Annotated in this window: 13 protein-coding genes; 12 read left to right on the forward strand and 1 reads right to left on the reverse strand. The window is 72.2% G+C overall.

Annotated elements, in window-relative coordinates; all coding sequences use genetic code 11:
- Window positions 1-1,269: an ROK family protein gene (locus MTES_RS08475; protein WP_013584829.1), complete on the reverse strand. Its 1,269-nt coding sequence runs from the start codon at window positions 1,267-1,269 to the stop codon at window positions 1-3.
- 110 nt (window positions 1,270-1,379) lie between these two features.
- Between MTES_RS08475 and MTES_RS08480 the strand changes: the two genes are divergently transcribed.
- The 12 genes from MTES_RS08480 (at window position 1,380) to MTES_RS08535 (ending at window position 14,310) form a co-directional block, all read left to right on the forward strand.
- Complete coding sequence (locus MTES_RS08480; protein WP_013584830.1) at window positions 1,380-2,525, forward strand: Gfo/Idh/MocA family protein; 1,146 nt, start codon at window positions 1,380-1,382, stop codon at window positions 2,523-2,525.
- Entirely contained in the window at window positions 2,522-3,259 is a 738-nt protein-coding gene (locus MTES_RS08485; protein WP_013584831.1) for a hypothetical protein, read from the forward strand. The genes MTES_RS08480 and MTES_RS08485 overlap by 4 nt, the downstream gene beginning before the upstream one ends.
- Window positions 3,260-3,563: 304 nt before the next feature.
- Complete coding sequence (locus MTES_RS08490; protein WP_013584832.1) at window positions 3,564-4,580, forward strand: VOC family protein; 1,017 nt, start codon at window positions 3,564-3,566, stop codon at window positions 4,578-4,580.
- 4 nt (window positions 4,581-4,584) lie between these two features.
- Window positions 4,585-5,541 carry a fumarylacetoacetate hydrolase family protein gene (locus tag MTES_RS08495; RefSeq protein ID WP_013584833.1) on the forward strand — a complete coding sequence of 319 codons (957 nt, stop codon included), beginning with the start codon at window positions 4,585-4,587 and terminating at the stop codon, window positions 5,539-5,541.
- Between the two features lie 155 nt (window positions 5,542-5,696).
- Window positions 5,697-6,632: a cyclase family protein gene (locus tag MTES_RS08500; protein ID WP_043362476.1), complete on the forward strand. Its 936-nt coding sequence runs from the start codon at window positions 5,697-5,699 to the stop codon at window positions 6,630-6,632.
- 35 nt (window positions 6,633-6,667) lie between these two features.
- On the forward strand, window positions 6,668-7,855 hold the full coding sequence (locus MTES_RS08505) for an FAD-dependent monooxygenase (protein ID WP_013584835.1): 1,188 nt from the start codon (window positions 6,668-6,670) through the stop codon (window positions 7,853-7,855).
- Window positions 7,852-8,877 carry an amidohydrolase family protein gene (locus MTES_RS08510; protein ID WP_013584836.1) on the forward strand — a complete coding sequence of 342 codons (1,026 nt, stop codon included), beginning with the start codon at window positions 7,852-7,854 and terminating at the stop codon, window positions 8,875-8,877. Before MTES_RS08505 ends, MTES_RS08510 begins: the two co-directional genes overlap by 4 nt.
- Entirely contained in the window at window positions 8,874-9,851 is a 978-nt protein-coding gene (locus tag MTES_RS08515) for a fumarylacetoacetate hydrolase family protein (RefSeq protein ID WP_013584837.1), read from the forward strand. Before MTES_RS08510 ends, MTES_RS08515 begins: the two co-directional genes overlap by 4 nt.
- A complete protein-coding gene (locus MTES_RS08520; RefSeq protein ID WP_013584838.1) occupies window positions 9,848-10,609 on the forward strand; it encodes an SDR family NAD(P)-dependent oxidoreductase in 762 nt (253 codons plus the stop codon). Before MTES_RS08515 ends, MTES_RS08520 begins: the two co-directional genes overlap by 4 nt.
- Before the next feature lie 130 nt (window positions 10,610-10,739).
- Window positions 10,740-12,233, forward strand: a complete 1,494-nt coding sequence (locus MTES_RS08525; protein ID WP_013584839.1) for an MDR family MFS transporter — start codon at window positions 10,740-10,742, stop codon at window positions 12,231-12,233.
- Between the two features lie 15 nt (window positions 12,234-12,248).
- Window positions 12,249-13,826 carry a GMC oxidoreductase gene (locus MTES_RS08530; RefSeq protein WP_013584840.1) on the forward strand — a complete coding sequence of 526 codons (1,578 nt, stop codon included), beginning with the start codon at window positions 12,249-12,251 and terminating at the stop codon, window positions 13,824-13,826.
- A gap of 94 nt (window positions 13,827-13,920) precedes the next feature.
- Window positions 13,921-14,310, forward strand: coding sequence for an ester cyclase (locus tag MTES_RS08535; protein WP_013584841.1), 390 nt, complete (start codon window positions 13,921-13,923; stop codon window positions 14,308-14,310).
- The last annotated feature ends 35 nt before the right edge of the window (window positions 14,311-14,345 follow it).

Below are 14,345 nucleotides of genomic sequence, written 5' to 3' on the forward strand. Positions count from 1 at the left end.
TCAGTTCGCGACGCCGTGCACGGCCGCCACCGTCGGGCGTCCCTCGGCGAACCAGCGCGGCAGACTCACCTCGAACAGCTGCTCGAGCGCGAGGTCGACGCCGCCGCGGACGGGCTCGCGCGTGTCGTTCTCGCTCGTCTTGATCGAGAGGTCGCGCGTGGCCAGGGGCAGGGAGAGCTCGTAGACGCGGTGGCGCACTTCGGCGAGGAACAGCTCGCCCGTCGACGCGACGGCGCCGCCGATGACGATGACGCTCGGGTTGAACATGTTGACCAGGGCGGCGATGGCCTCGCCGACCTGACGGGCCGAGGCCTGGACGAGCGAGACGGCCAGAGCGTCGCCTCTCGAGGCGGCGAGGGTGATTCTCTCGAGGCTGAGGTCGTCTCCGGCGGCCACGCTGTCGGCGAGAGACCCCGTGGCGCCGGCCTCGATCGCGGCGCGGGCGTCGCGCACGAGCGCCCATCCTCCCGCGACGGCTTCGAGGCAGCCGATCTTGCCGCAGCGGCACACCTGCTCCGCGCCCGGGACGCGCACGTGGCCCATGTCGCCCGCCGCCCCGTTCGCGCCGCGGTGCAGTCGTCCGTGCGAGACGAGCCCCGCGCCGATGCCCGTGCCGACCTTGCAGTAGATGAGGTCGACGCCCTCGTCGCGACGGCGGGCGCGCTCGCCCGCGGCGAGGAGGTTCACGTCGTTGTCGACCCAGACGGGGGCGTCGTAGCGCGTCTCGAACGCACCGCGGACGTCGAAGCCGTTCCACCCGGGCATGATCGGCGGAGCGACGGGGCGTCCCGTCTCGAAGTCGACCGGGCCGGGGAGGCCGACGACGATCGCCCACACCGGAGTGCCGTCACCCGCGGCGAGCAGCTCGTCGACCATCGCCGTCGCGGTGGCCAGCGTCTCGTCGGGGCCGCGGGCGATGTCCCACACGCGATGGGCCTCGTCGAGGATCTCTCCGTCGAGGTCGGTGACGCCGACGTGGATGTGCAGGCCGCCGAGGGCGCACACGACGATGCGACCGCGTTCGGCGCGGAACCGCAGGGTGCGCGGGGCGCGTCCGCCGGAGGAGGGGGCGTACTCGGCATCCTCGAGGAAGCCCATCTCGACGGCACGGTCGACGCGCTGGGCGACGACTCCGCGGCCGAGGCCCGTGACGCGACCGATCTCGGGACGGGTGACGGCTTCGCCGAGGCGGACCATGTTGACGATGCGCAGGAGGCTCGTGACCTCGTCGGTCTGGGCGCCGAAGCGGAGGGTGGACACGTTGGCCATGGGTTGATCTTCACATAAGAGGGGCTCTCGCCTCCCCGAATCCCGTCATCTATAGTTCGAGAAGTATCAACTTCTGCGTTAATCGCGCCGAAGTAGGCGAGGGGGCCGACATGACGTGGGGCGTGGGCATCATCGGATCGGGACCCGGCGTGGCGGCGCTGCACGCACCGACGCTCGCGCGAACCGGAGGCGACTTCCGCCTCGTGCACGTCAGCGACGCGGGGAGCGGGCGGGCGGCGGCGATCGCGGAACGCTTCGGCGCCCGTGCCTCGGAGGGGATCGACGAGCTCCTCGCCGACCCCGAGGTCGACGTCGTCGCCGTCTGCAGCCCGCCTTCCCGGCACGCGGAACACGTGCGCGCCGCGCTCGCCGCGGGTCGACGGGCCATCTTCTGCGAGAAGCCGCTCGCCGACAGTGCCGAAGACGCCGACCGCCTCGTCTCGGAGTGCGCGGCGGTCGGTGCGCTGCTGGTCGTGGGCACGAACCATCTCTTCGACCCGGCGTGGGTGCGGGCCACGCATCACCTGAGCGCCCTCGACGGACGTATCTCGGCGGTCACCGTCACGCTGTGCCTCTCGCCCAACGATCGCTATCACGCGCTCACGATGGGCGAGCCGCTTCCGGCGGCGCCACCCCCGAAGCGCCCTCCGCTCGACCTCGACGATCCCGAGCAGAGCGCCGCGATCGTGCGTCAACTCGTCGCCGGGCTCGGCGTCCACGATCTTCCGCTCGTCCGCGACCTCGTGCCGGGCGTCCCCGAGGTGCTCTGGGCGCGGCCCGTGCCGCCGGTCGGCTTCGATCTCGCGCTGCGCGCGAACGGTGCCCTCGTGCGGTTCACGACCGTGATGCTGCCCGAGGGCGCGGACTCGCTCTGGCGGGTGAGCGTCGCCACCGCCGGCGCCCGCGTCGACGTCGAGTTCCCGCCTCCCTTCGTGCACGTGGGCGGGGCGCGCACGACGGTGCGCGATGCGCAGGGGGTGCAGACGGTCTACCCGATCGACCGCCGCAATGGGTACGAGGTGGAGTGGCGGGCGCTCGCGGCGCTGCTGCGCGGGGAGGCCGCGATGGAGTACGACGAACTACGAGCGGATGCGGCGTTCGTGACGGCGATCGCCGACGGCGCCGCCGAGGCGGTGCGGGCGGGGGCCGCGGGGGCCGCGGGGGAGCGGGCCGAGCGCGAGGGCGTCGCGCGCGCCGACGCCGAGCGCAAGGGGGCTGCGCGCGAAGACGCCATGCGCGAGGGGGCGGCGCGATGAGTGCGCGCGAGGTGCGGACCGACCTCGCCGCCTACCGGGCGGCGGTGGCCGAGCTCGCGCCGCTGGTCCGGCTCGGCCGCGGTGCCGGGGCGATCCGGGTGGTCGAGGGCCGGGGCGCCTGGTGGGAGCGTCTGGTCGACGCGGCGGCGTTCGTCGTGGACGAGCCCGACCCGGCGCCCGCCGAGACCCACGCGGAGCTCGGGGCGATCGGCGTTCCGGTCGCCGTCGTGCGTCGACGCCTGCGTCCCGACGTCGTCGCTGACGCAGGTGCGGAGCCCGTCGCCGCCCGGCACGTCGTGGTCGACGCCTGGGGAGGGCGAACGGATGCCACGGCCCTCCTCCGCGACGCGCTCGGGTGGGCGCGGGTCCTGGCCGGCGGCCCGCTGAGCGTCGTCGATCGCGCCGACACGGCGACGGCCACGACCCTGGCCCTGCGTGGTCCGGACGGCGTCGGCGCGAGCGTGACCCGCGCGATCGGCGGCGGCGTGGGCGGCGCGCTGGTCGCCACCGCGCTGGGACCGCGCCGTCTCGAGGTGCGCGTGGACTCGGCGTCGCCGCTCGCCGAGGTGGCGTTCGACGACGAGGAAGGCCGCCGCATCCGTCCCGTTCGGCGGGAATCGCCCGAGCGCCTCGCGCTGCGACGGGTGCTGGAGGCCGTCGAGTCGGGCGCAGCGCTGACCGATCTCGCAGACCTGTCGGCGGATGACGCGGTCATCGCACCTTCTTCCGACTAAGCCGCTCATCCGGATACGCCGCTCTTCCGGACACGCCGCTCCCGCCGGACCATGTCCCACTTATGGCCGGTTGCAGGCTCCTCAACCGGCCAGATGTGGGACATCCACCGTCAAAAGTGGGACGAGCGAAGCCTGGGCCCGCGGTCACCGCATCGCGCTCGCCCCACCGCGCTCACCGGCGCGAGCGCCGGGCAGATAAGTCACGCCGATGCCCGGCATCCACAGAATCGGATTCCCTGATACCGACTTCGGTCGGATAGTGGAAGAAGAGTCGGAACGACCCGATTCACCGAAAGGATCGAAGATGATCAAGCTTCTCTCTCATCTGTCGTTCGTCGCGATCACGACTCCTGATGTCGAGGCCTCGGTGGACTTCTACGTCAACCAGGTGGGCCTGACCGAGGTCGCCCGCGAAGACGGCCGTGTCTACCTGCGTTGCTGGGGCGACTACTACGCGTACTCCGTCATCGTCGTCAAGGGCGACGAGCCGGGGATGGAGACCATGGCCTGGCGCACCTCGTCGGCCGAGGCGCTCGAAGAGGCCGCGAAGCGCGTGCAGGCCGCCGGCATCGAGGGCGAGTGGTTCGAGGGGCGCGGCATCGGCCGCGCGTTCCGCTTCACCGGACCGCAGGGCCACAACATGACCCTGCACTGGGACGTCGAGCGTCAGCGCGCCGAGCCGCACACCGCCTCGATCTTCCCCGACCGGCCCGAGAAGCGCAGCGGCGTCGCCGGCGCCCCGCGCCAGCTCGACCACGTCACTGTTGCGACCAAGGACGTGGATTCGTTCGTGCAGTGGTACGTCGACACGCTCGGCTTCCGCTTCATGGCGCGCACCGTGCTCGACGAGGCGCCCATCTCGGTGTTCTCGGTGCTCACCACCAACGAGAAGTCGCATGACCTCGGCGTCGTCCTCGATGGCTCGAGCCGCGCCGGCCGCATCAACCACTACGCCTTCTGGGTCGACACCCGCGAAGAGCTGCTCATCGCCGCCGACACCCTCATGGAGAACGGGGTGCCGATCGAGTACGGCCCCAACATCCACGGCATCGGCGAGCAGACCTTCCTCTACTACCGCGAGCCCTCCACGCTGCGCATCGAGCTGAACACCGGCGGGTACCGCAACTACGTGCCCGACTGGGAGGCCAACACCTGGAAGCCCTCGCTCGGCTCGAACAACATGTACCGCAACGGCGCCATGCCGATGTCGATGACCGAGTCGTTCCCGCCCGCCGACGGCCCCAGCGCCACCGAAGAGGGCGTGCCCGACGAGATCAAGGACGCGCTGCTCAACCCCTACGCCCAGCAGGGCCGGGGCTGACGTCATGACCGCCCCCTACGCTCTCGCCCGTTTCCGTGACGGGGATGCCGTTCGCGTCGGCCTCGTGGCCGGCGAGCGCATCCGTGCGCTGACCGCCGACGAGCTCGGGGGCGGTCTGAACGCCTTCCTCGCCGCCCCCGACTGGGATCGCCTCGAAGCCCTGATCTCGGCACAGGATGACGCGTCGGGGGAGTGGCATCCGCTCTCCGACGTCACTCTCACGGCCCCCGTCGAACCGCGGCAGGTTCTGCAGACCGGCGCCAACTACCGTCAGCACGTCATCGAGCTGGTGGCCGCGGGTCTCACGCAGAACACCGACCGCACGCCCGAAGAAGCGCGTGCCTTCGCCGCCGACATGATGGACGAGCGCGCGCGCAGCGGCGAGCCGTACTTCTTCATCGGGCTGACGGCGTGCGTCGTTGGCGACGACGTGCCCCTCGTGCTCCCCGCCTACAGCGAGGTGCACGACTGGGAGCTCGAGCTCGCCGTCGTGATCGGTCGCGAGGCGTTCCGCGTCTCGCGGGAGGACGCCCTCGACCACGTCGCCGGTTACACGATGGTCAACGACATCACCACGCGCGACCTGGTCTTCCGCAAGGACATGAAAGAGATCGGCACCGACTGGTACCGGGCGAAGAACGCCCCCGGGTTCCTGCCGACCGGCCCCCTGCTCGTGCCCGCGCGCTTCGTCGATCCGGCCGACACGTCGGTGCGCCTCGAACTGAACGGACAGGTGATGCAGGATGCCAACACCTCCGACCTCCTGTTCGACGTGCCGGCGCTCATCTCGGCGGCATCCCAGACCCACCCCCTGCTCCCCGGCGACCTGCTGCTCACCGGCAGCCCCGCCGGCAACGGGCAGCACTGGAAGAGGTTCCTGCGCGACGGGGACGTCATGACGGGGACCATCGGCGCGCTCGGGACGCAGGTCGTGCGGTGCGTGGGGGAGGCGGGGTCGTGACCCTTCGACGAGCTCAGGGACCCGACGCTGCGGTGCAGGGACCCCTTCGACAGGCTCAGGGGCCCCTTCGACGAGCTCAGGGGCCCGACGCGGCTCGGGGACCGGCGCCGTCGGAGGACCCCGCCGATCTCGACCGGCAGAACCCCGAGGCGGAGATCGCCGCGCGGGCCGAGGCGTTCCGCAACTGGGGACGCTGGGGCGACGACGACGTGCTCGGCACCCTCAACTTCATCGACGCCGACAAGCGCCGTCAGGCCGCGGCCCTCGTGCGCGACGGCGTCTCGATCTCGCTCTCGCAGCGCTTCGACACCGACGGCCCGCAGAAGGGCTGGCGCCGGCGGACCAACCCCGTCCACACGATGACCGACACGGGGACGGATGCCGAGCGCGGCAACCAGGGCTTCCCGCACGGTATCGGCGGCGCCGACGACGTCATCGCGATGCCCCTGCAGTGCTCGACGCAGTGGGACGGCCTCGGCCACATCTTCGACCACGGCTTCGCGTGGAACGGCCGGCGCGCGGGCGACGTCGTCACGAGCGACGGCGACCTCGTCACCGGCATCGAGCACGCGGCATCCGTCATCGTCTCGCGCGGCGTGCTGCTCGACCTCGGCCGGCACCTCGCACCCGAGAGCGGTGAGCTCGCCGACGGCCACGCGATCACCGTCGCCGACCTCGAGGCGTGCGCTGCCGCCGAGGGCGTCGAGATCGGGCGCGGCGACATCGTGCTCGTCCGCACCGGCCACTACACCCGCGCGCACCGCGACGGGTGGGGCGACTACGCCGGCGGTCCGGCTCCCGGTCTGTCGCTCACGACCGCCGGGTGGCTCCACCGCACCGAGATCGCCGCGATCGCGACCGACACGTGGGGTTTCGAGGTGCGGCCGAACGAGTTCGACGTGCCGGCCTTCCAGCCCCTGCACCAGGTCGTCATCCCCAACATGGGTCTGACGATCGGCGAGATGTGGAACCTCGATGCGCTCGCCGAACACTGCGCCGCCGCGGGCCGCTGGGAGTTCCTGCTCTCGGCTCCGCCGCTCCCGATCACCGGGGCCGTCGGGTCGCCGGTGAACCCCGTCGCTCTGCTGTAATTCCTTCACCCGTCCCAGAACAGAGAGGTTCTGACATGACCGCCGTTCAGAAAGTCGCGATCGCCGGAGCCGGCGTCGCGGGCCTGGCCACCGCCATCTTCCTCGCCAAGGCAGGCGTCGAGGTCGATCTCTACGACGCTCAGCCCGCGCTGTCCACGCGCGGCTCGGGCATCACCCTGCAGGGCAACGCGCTGCGGGTCTTCGACGAGCTCGGCGTCTGGGACGAGATCGCCGCCGCGGGCAAGGCCTTCGAGGGGCTCAACCTGCGCGCTCCCGGTCCCGGCGCCCCGGTGGTCGCGGCTCTCCCCGACCTGAAGACCGGCGGCCCCGACTACCCCTCCACGATGGGCATGTCACGCCCCGACCTCGCCCGCATCCTCCTGGCGGCCGCGGAACACCACGGTGCCCGCGTGCACTTCGGCACGCGCGTGACCGGCGTCTCGCAGACCGACGACGGCGTCGCGGGTGTCGCCCGGACCGACGGCGTCGCCGGCGTCGCCCGGACCGACGGCGTCGCCGTCGAGGTCGACGGGGAGCCGGCGGGCACGTTCGACCTGCTCGTCGGAGCGGACGGACTGCACTCCGCCGTGCGCGAGATGATCGGCATCCACGTCTCTCCCGAACAGACCGGCATGGGTATCTGGCGCACCTTCGTGTCGCTGCCGCCCGAGGTCGACCGCAGCGAGCTCTACTACGGCGGCCCGATGTACATCGCCGGCTACACGCCCACCGGCGACGACACGATGTACGCCTTCCTCGTCGAGGCCGCGCAGGACCGCTCGAACGTCTCGCCCGAGGAGGCGCGCCGCATCATGGTCGAGCAGTCGCGCGCCTACGACGGCCCGTGGAACCACATCCGCGCCGACATCGAGGCCGGCGCCGACGCCAACTACACCTGGTTCACGCGCCACCTCGTCGAGGCCCCGTGGAACCGCGGCCGGGCGGTCGTCATCGGCGACGCCGCCCACAGCTGCCCGCCCACGATCGCCCAGGGCGCAGCCCAGGGCCTCGAGGACGCGGCGGTCCTGAGCGAGCTCCTCGTGGAGCGGGATGCCGTCGACCAGGCGCTCTGGGACGCGTTCCACGAGCGCCGCGTGGCGCGCGCGAAGGCGATCGTCGACGCCTCCGTCCAGCTCGGCCAGTGGCAGCTCGACGGCGTCCGCGACGCCGACATGGGTGGCCTGATGTTCGGTGTGGCCCAGCTGACGGCGGCCCGCGCATGACCTCGACCGAGGGGCAGGACGTCACCGACGTCCACGCCCACCTCCTCATGCCGGGGCTCCACGCCGAGGTCGAGCGCCGCGTCCCCGACGAGGTGCAGGCCGCGGCCGATCTCGAGCTGCGCCGCAACGGCCTCGCGAGCCTGCAGGCCTCGGGCCGGATGATCGGCGAGCGCTTCCCGCGTCTGACCGACGTGCGCGCGCGCTTGGCGGCGATGGACGAGCAGGGCGTCGACCGGCAGTGGGTCAGCCCGTCGCCGAACCACTTCTACCCGTGGGCCAATGAGGGCCTGGCGACCTGGGCGAGCGGTGAGGCCAACCGGCTCATCGCCGAGCACGTCGCCCTGGCCCCCGACCGGCTCGTCGGTCTCGGCGTGGTGCCCCTGCAGCACCCGCACCTCGTCGTCGACGCCCTCGACGACGCCGTGCTCGGCCGCGGTCTCGCGGGGGTCGAGATCTCGTCGTTCGCGGGCGACGTCGAACTCAGCGACGAGCGCCTCGAGTCGTTCTGGGCGCGCGCGGCGGAGCTTCGCGCCGTGGTCTTCCTGCACCCCTTCGGCTGCTCGCTCGACGAGCGCCTCGACCGGTTCTACCTCTCCAACACGGTCGGGCAGCCCACCGAGAACGCCGTCGCGCTGTCGCACCTCATCTTCTCGGGCGTGCTGGATCGGCATCCGGGGCTCCGCCTGATCGCCGCGCACGGCGGAGGCTACCTGCCGACCGCGATCGGGCGCTCCGACCGCGCCTGGAGGGTGCGCCCCGAGGCGCGCGGCTGCGCCCACGCGCCGTCGACCTACCTCTCGAAGCTGTGGTTCGACACCGTCGTGCACGACGAGCGGGCCCTCCGGTGGCTCGTCGAGGCCGCGGGTGCCGATCGGGTGCTGCTCGGCAGCGACTTCCCGTTCGACATGGGGCTCGACGACCCGGTCGCCTTCGTGCGGGGCGCGGGACTTCAGGATGCCGAGGTCTCCGGCATCCTGGGCGGGAACGCCGCGGAGCTGCTGCGCACCCGGGTGCACGCGTGAGGATCGCGCGCTGGGCCGACGGCGCCGACGTGGGCGAGGGGTTCGTCGACGGCGACCTCGTCGTGCCGTTCCCGGACGGGCTGCGGGTGGCGGAAGTGCTCGCGCAGGGGCTGTCGGCGGCCGCGTCGCTTTTCGACCGGCGGGACGTCGCAGCGGCGAGACCTCTCGCCGAGGTGCGCCTGCTCGCCCCGCTCGTGCCCGCGTCGATCCGCGACTTCGTCGCGTTCGAGGAGCACGTCGAGGGCGTGAGCGCCTCGGTCGACGGCAAGAGCGAGGTCGTGCCCGAATGGTACGAGGCACCGACGTTCTACTTCACCAACCCGCACACGGTGCGCGCGACGGGAGAGGTCGTTGCGATCCCCGAGACGCAGCGCCTCGACGTCGAGCTCGAGCTCGCCGCGGTCATCGGTGCGGTGCCCGGCTCCGACGGAGAGAACGTGGATGCCGAGACCGCGGCATCCCACATCTTCGGCTACACCGTGATGAACGACTGGTCGGCCCGCGACCTGCAGTCGCGCGAGATGAAGGTGCGGCTGGGGCCGGCGAAGGGCAAGGACTTCGCGATGACGCTCGGACCGTGGATCGTCACGGCCGACGAGCTCGAGCCGTTCCTCGACGCCGAGGGTTTCCTCGCCGTGCGCGCGGAGCTCTTCATCAACGGCGAGCTGATCGGCCACGACCTCGTGTCGAACATGGGCTGGCCGTTCCCCGAGCTCGTGGCCTACGCGGCGCGCAACTCGGTGGTCGTGCCGGGCGACGTGCTCGGCTCGGGCACCGTCGGCAACGGCGGCTGCCTCGGCGAACTGTGGGGGCGCCGCGGCGGTCTCGACCCGCTCCCGCTCGAACCCGGCGACGAGGTGCGTCTGGTGATCGAGGGCGTCGGCGAGATCGTCAACGTCGTGGGCGAGCGCGTCGCCGCGCCGCCTGTGCCGCGCGCGCGGGTGCGGCCCCGGACCCGATCCTTCGAGCGATGAGCTTCGCCGGCCGGCTCTTCGTCGTCACGGGGGCGGCGAACGGTCAGGGGGCCGAAGAGGCGCTGATGCTCGCCGCGCAGGGGGCCGACGTGGTGGCGGGCGATCTGGCGGCATCGGCTCCCGATCTCCTGGCGCGCGCGGACGCGCTGCCCGGCTCGGTGCGGTACCGGCGCCTCGACGTCGCGTCCGAGGACGACTGGCGCGCGCTCGCCGCCTCTCTCGAGGGGCGCCCGGTCCGCGGGCTCGTCAACAACGCGGGCGTCACGCATCGCGCGCGCATCGGGCAACTGGAGCGCGCCGACTGGGATCGCGTCCTCGCGGTCAACGTCACGGGGGCGATGCTCGGCATCCAGGCCCTCCTCCCGTTGATGGATGCCGGGTCCTCCATCGTCAACATCGGCTCCGTCGCGGGACTCACCGGGCACTACACGGCGGCGTACACCGCGAGCAAGTGGGCGCTCCGCGGCCTCACGCACGCCTGCGTCACGGAGCTCGGGCCCCGTGGCATCCGGGTCAATCTCGTGCACCCGGGCTACATCCACACGGCGATGACCGAGAGCGCCCCGCCGGCGTTCCGCACCGCGAACGAGGCGATCGTTCCGCTCGGGCGCGGGGGACAAGCCGCCGAGGTGGCGAGCACGGTGGTGTTCCTGCTGTCGGATGGCGCCGCCTACCTGTCGGGCGCCGAGATCACCGTCGACGGCGGACAGACGCTGTCCGGAGCGGCGACGGTCCTCTCGAACGCCGTGCGGCCCTAATGTTGAAAATCGACATAAGTCGGGTATGCTGGACCTGACGTCGGGGCCCCTCGGGTCCGTTCGCCCGGTGAGGGAGCCGGAGCGGCACATCCGGTCGCGTCGATCGCCCGGTCGTACGGGCGCCCCACGCATGACCCTCTCTCCGGCGCGCCTGCGCATCCTCGTCGCATCCCTCCTCACGGTGTCGTTCCTCGGCGCCCTCGACCACACCGTCGTCTCGACCTCGCTCGCCACGATTGCCGGCGACCTCGGCGCGCTCGAGCACATGAGCTGGATCATGGTCGGCTACACCCTCGCCGCCACCGTGATGCTGCCCGTCCTCGGCAAGCTCGGCGACGTCGTCGGCCCCCGCCGCGTGTTCCTCGTCTCGCTCGTGCTCTTCCTCGTCGCCTCGCTCGCGTGCGGCTTCGCGCCCGACCTCGGCTGGCTCATCGCCGCGCGCGTCCTGCAGGGCCTCGGCTCGGCGGGACTCCAGCTCATGTCGCAGACGATCATCGCCCGCGTGACCAGCCCCCGTCAGCGCCCGCGCTACATGGCGATCATCGGCGCGGCGTTCCCCGTCGCGATCGTCGTCGGACCCGTGGTCGGCGGTCTCATCACCGACTTCTGGGGCTGGTCGTGGGTGTTCTGGATCAACCTCCCGGTGGGGCTCGTCGCCCTCGCCCTCGCGCTCGTCGCGATCCCGCGGCTGCCGGGCGGCGCTCATCCCCGCTTCGACATCCCCGGATCGATCGCCTTCACCGGCACGCTCGTCGCCCTCGTGCTCGCCGTGACCTGGATCGGCGACGACGCCCTGCGTCCCGCGGCGATCCTCTGCGCCACCGCCGTGGTCATCGGCATCCCGGCTCTCGTCGTCATCGAGCGGCGGGCGGCCGAGCCGATCCTCCCGCCGAGGATCCTGCGCCACCGCACGATCCTCGTGTGTCTCGGCCTCTCGCTCGTCGTCGGCGCGGGGCTGTTCGCGATCGTGGCCTACGTGCCGACCTACATCCAGATGGCGTTCCGGACGACCGCGACCGTGTCCGGACTCGTGCCCATCGCGACCGTGCTCGGCATGCTCGTCAGCAGCCTGCTCACCGGGTGGCTCGTGAGCCGTTCGGGACGCTATCGCGCCTACCCGGTGATCGGTACGGCCCTCGGCGCTGCCGGGCTCACGGCCATGGCGGCTCTGCCGGTCGGGACGCCGTTGTGGGTGCCCATGGCCGTCATGGCCGTCGTGGGCATCGGCACGGGGTCGTTCACGAACCTCATCTTCGCCGTCGTCCAGAGCGCCGCCGCCCGCTCCGACCTCGGCGCGGTCACCGCGACCACGAACCTCGTGCGCCAGATCGGCTCGGCCGTGGGGACCGCGATCGTCGGCGGCGTGGTGGGCTTCGGGGTCGCGTCGAGCCTTCCCGCGGGGCTGGATGCCAACACCCTCACGCCCGCGGTGGCCCGGGCCACCTCCGAGAGCGTGCGCGAGGAGATCGCCGTCGTCTACCACGACGTCTTCGCCCCCGTGTTCCTCGGCCTCGCGGCCGTCTACGCCTGCGGCGTGGTCATCGCCCTCCTCCTCCCCGCCGGTCGGCTCTCCGACGAGGCGCCCACCCCGGTTTCGTCCGACGCCCGACCCCAGCACGCCTGATCTCGAAGGAGAGAAATGTCCGACACCCCCACCATCGCCGTCGTCGGCAGCGGACCGATCGGCTCCGCCTACGCCCGCGTGCTGCTGGAGACGCTGCCCACCGCCCGCGTGATCATGTTCGAGGCCGGCCCGCAGATCACCGAGCGCCCCGGCGAGAGCGTGCGCAACATCGCCGATGCCGACGAGAAGGCCCGGGCCCGTGAACGTTCCCAGGGGCCGCAGGCCGGCACCCACCGGGAGTCGCTCGGCATCCCCGGCGGAACCGTCGTCGAGGGCATGTTCACCGCGCGGCAGGGCACCCATCTCTACGACTTCGGCGGCGAGGGCTCCGCGCACGCGCCCACCTTCCCCGCCGCGGCCGCCGCGACCAACGTCGGCGGCCAGGGGGCGCACTGGACCTGCGCCATCCCGCGTCCGGCCTTCAGCGAGAGGCTCGACTTCATCGACGACGACGAGTGGGAGGACCTGATCTCCACCGCCGAAGACCTCCTGCACAAGCAGAGCGCCGCCTTCTCGGATTCCCCGGTCGGCGCCGCCATCCGTACCCTCCTCGACCGCGAGTTCGGCGCCGAGCTGCCCGAGGGCTACGGCGTGAGCACTCTCCCCGTCGCCGGAGACCCGCAGCCCGACGGATCGATCCGCTGGGCCGGCGCCGACACCGTGCTGGGGCCCCTCATCGAACCCGGGACCGACACCGCTGCGCGCTTCGAGCTCCGCGACCTCACGCTCGTCCGCCGCATCGACCACGACGGTGCACGCGTGCGCGGTCTGGTCGTCGAGGACCTGCGGACGGGAGAGGAGTCGTTCGTCGCTGCGGATGCCGTCGTCGTCGCCGCGGACGCGTTCCGTTCCCCGCAGTTGCTCTGGGCCTCCGGCATCCGTCCCGCCCCGCTCGGCCGCTACCTGACCGAGCACCAGGTGGTCATCAGCACGGTCGCGCTCGACGAGGACCGCATGTCGGCGCTCGTCACCGACGGCGAGCTCGAGGCCGAGCTTGCCCGTCGCGCCGCGAACCCGAGCGATCCCGTGGCCGCGGTCAACCGCATCCCGTTCTCGGAGCCCGGGCACCCGTACTCGGCGCAGATCATGTACGCCGAGACCCCGCCCTTCCCTCTCGCTGCGGACCACCCCGCCCACGGCAACCGGTGGGGATACGTGAACATGGGCTTCGGCATCCGCAAGTTCCCCCGCGTCGAGGACGGCGTGACCTTCTCCGATGACGAGCTCGACTATCGCGGCCTGCCCAACTTCACGATCGAGTACGCCCTCACCGACCGCGAGGAGAAGGAGATCGCCGAGGCGACCGAGCGCCTCCGCCGCGCCGGCGACGCCCTGGGGACCTTCGTCGCCGAGCCGCGCCTGCTCCCGAACGGATCGAGCCTGCACTTCATGGGCACGATGCGGGCGGGGACGGATGCCGCGACCTCGGTCGCCGACCCGTACTCGCGCGTGTGGGGCTTCGAGAATCTCGTCGTCGGGGGCAACGCCCTGATCCCGACGGCCAACACGATGAACCCGACCCTGACGAGCGTCGCGATCGCCGTCCGCGGGGCGCGTCAGCTGGCGGCGGACCTGGGCGGCGCGCGTCACTGACGCGCGCGGGCTCCCGCCGGGCAGCCCCGCGCCGACAGCCCGTCCCGGCGCCGACAGCGCGTCCCGCTGGGCAGCCCCGCCGGATAATGGAGCGGTGGAGGCCTGGGAGACGCGCGAGTGGTTCGCCGAGTTCCTCGACGCCCAGAATCGCCACGATCTCGAGGCCGTCCGCGGTTTCCTCGACCCGGGGGTGCGCCGCGCGCACCGTCCCGCCGGGGCGGAGGCGTGGATCGCCGAGGCCGCCGAGCTCCTTCACGCCTTCCCCGATTGGCGGTGGAAGCGGATCCAGCTGATCGTCGAAGACGACCGTCTCGCGGTGCACCTGCGGGGGTCGGGGATGCAGGCGGGAGCGTTCCAGCACGTCCCGGCCACGCGTCGGCGGGTCAACATCGCCGCGTTCGCGATGTACCGACTCGAGCGCGGGCGGATCGTCGAGGCATCCGGAACCGACGACGCCGAGCAGATCCGCGCCCTGCTCGTCTGAGAGCGGACGGGTTCGGGCGTCGCTGTCAAGGAGCG

Origin of the sequence: Microbacterium testaceum StLB037 (assembly GCF_000202635.1) — a bacterium.
In the GTDB taxonomy this organism is placed as follows: domain Bacteria; phylum Actinomycetota; class Actinomycetes; order Actinomycetales; family Microbacteriaceae; genus Microbacterium; species Microbacterium testaceum_F.

Bases quoted from the DNA above. Each gene is read 5' to 3' on its own strand.
- MTES_RS08475 (WP_013584829.1), bottom strand. From the start codon at position 1,269: ATGGCCAACGTGTCCACCCTCCGCTTCGGCGCCCAGACCGACGAGGTC.
- MTES_RS08480 (WP_013584830.1), top strand. From the start codon at position 1,380: ATGACGTGGGGCGTGGGCATCATCGGATCGGGACCCGGCGTGGCGGCG.
- MTES_RS08485 (WP_013584831.1), top strand. From the start codon at position 2,522: ATGAGTGCGCGCGAGGTGCGGACCGACCTCGCCGCCTACCGGGCGGCG.
- MTES_RS08490 (WP_013584832.1), top strand. From the start codon at position 3,564: ATGATCAAGCTTCTCTCTCATCTGTCGTTCGTCGCGATCACGACTCCT.
- MTES_RS08495 (WP_013584833.1), top strand. From the start codon at position 4,585: ATGACCGCCCCCTACGCTCTCGCCCGTTTCCGTGACGGGGATGCCGTT.
- MTES_RS08505 (WP_013584835.1), top strand. From the start codon at position 6,668: ATGACCGCCGTTCAGAAAGTCGCGATCGCCGGAGCCGGCGTCGCGGGC.
- MTES_RS08510 (WP_013584836.1), top strand. From the start codon at position 7,852: ATGACCTCGACCGAGGGGCAGGACGTCACCGACGTCCACGCCCACCTC.
- MTES_RS08520 (WP_013584838.1), top strand. From the start codon at position 9,848: ATGAGCTTCGCCGGCCGGCTCTTCGTCGTCACGGGGGCGGCGAACGGT.
- MTES_RS08525 (WP_013584839.1), top strand. From the start codon at position 10,740: ATGACCCTCTCTCCGGCGCGCCTGCGCATCCTCGTCGCATCCCTCCTC.
- MTES_RS08530 (WP_013584840.1), top strand. From the start codon at position 12,249: ATGTCCGACACCCCCACCATCGCCGTCGTCGGCAGCGGACCGATCGGC.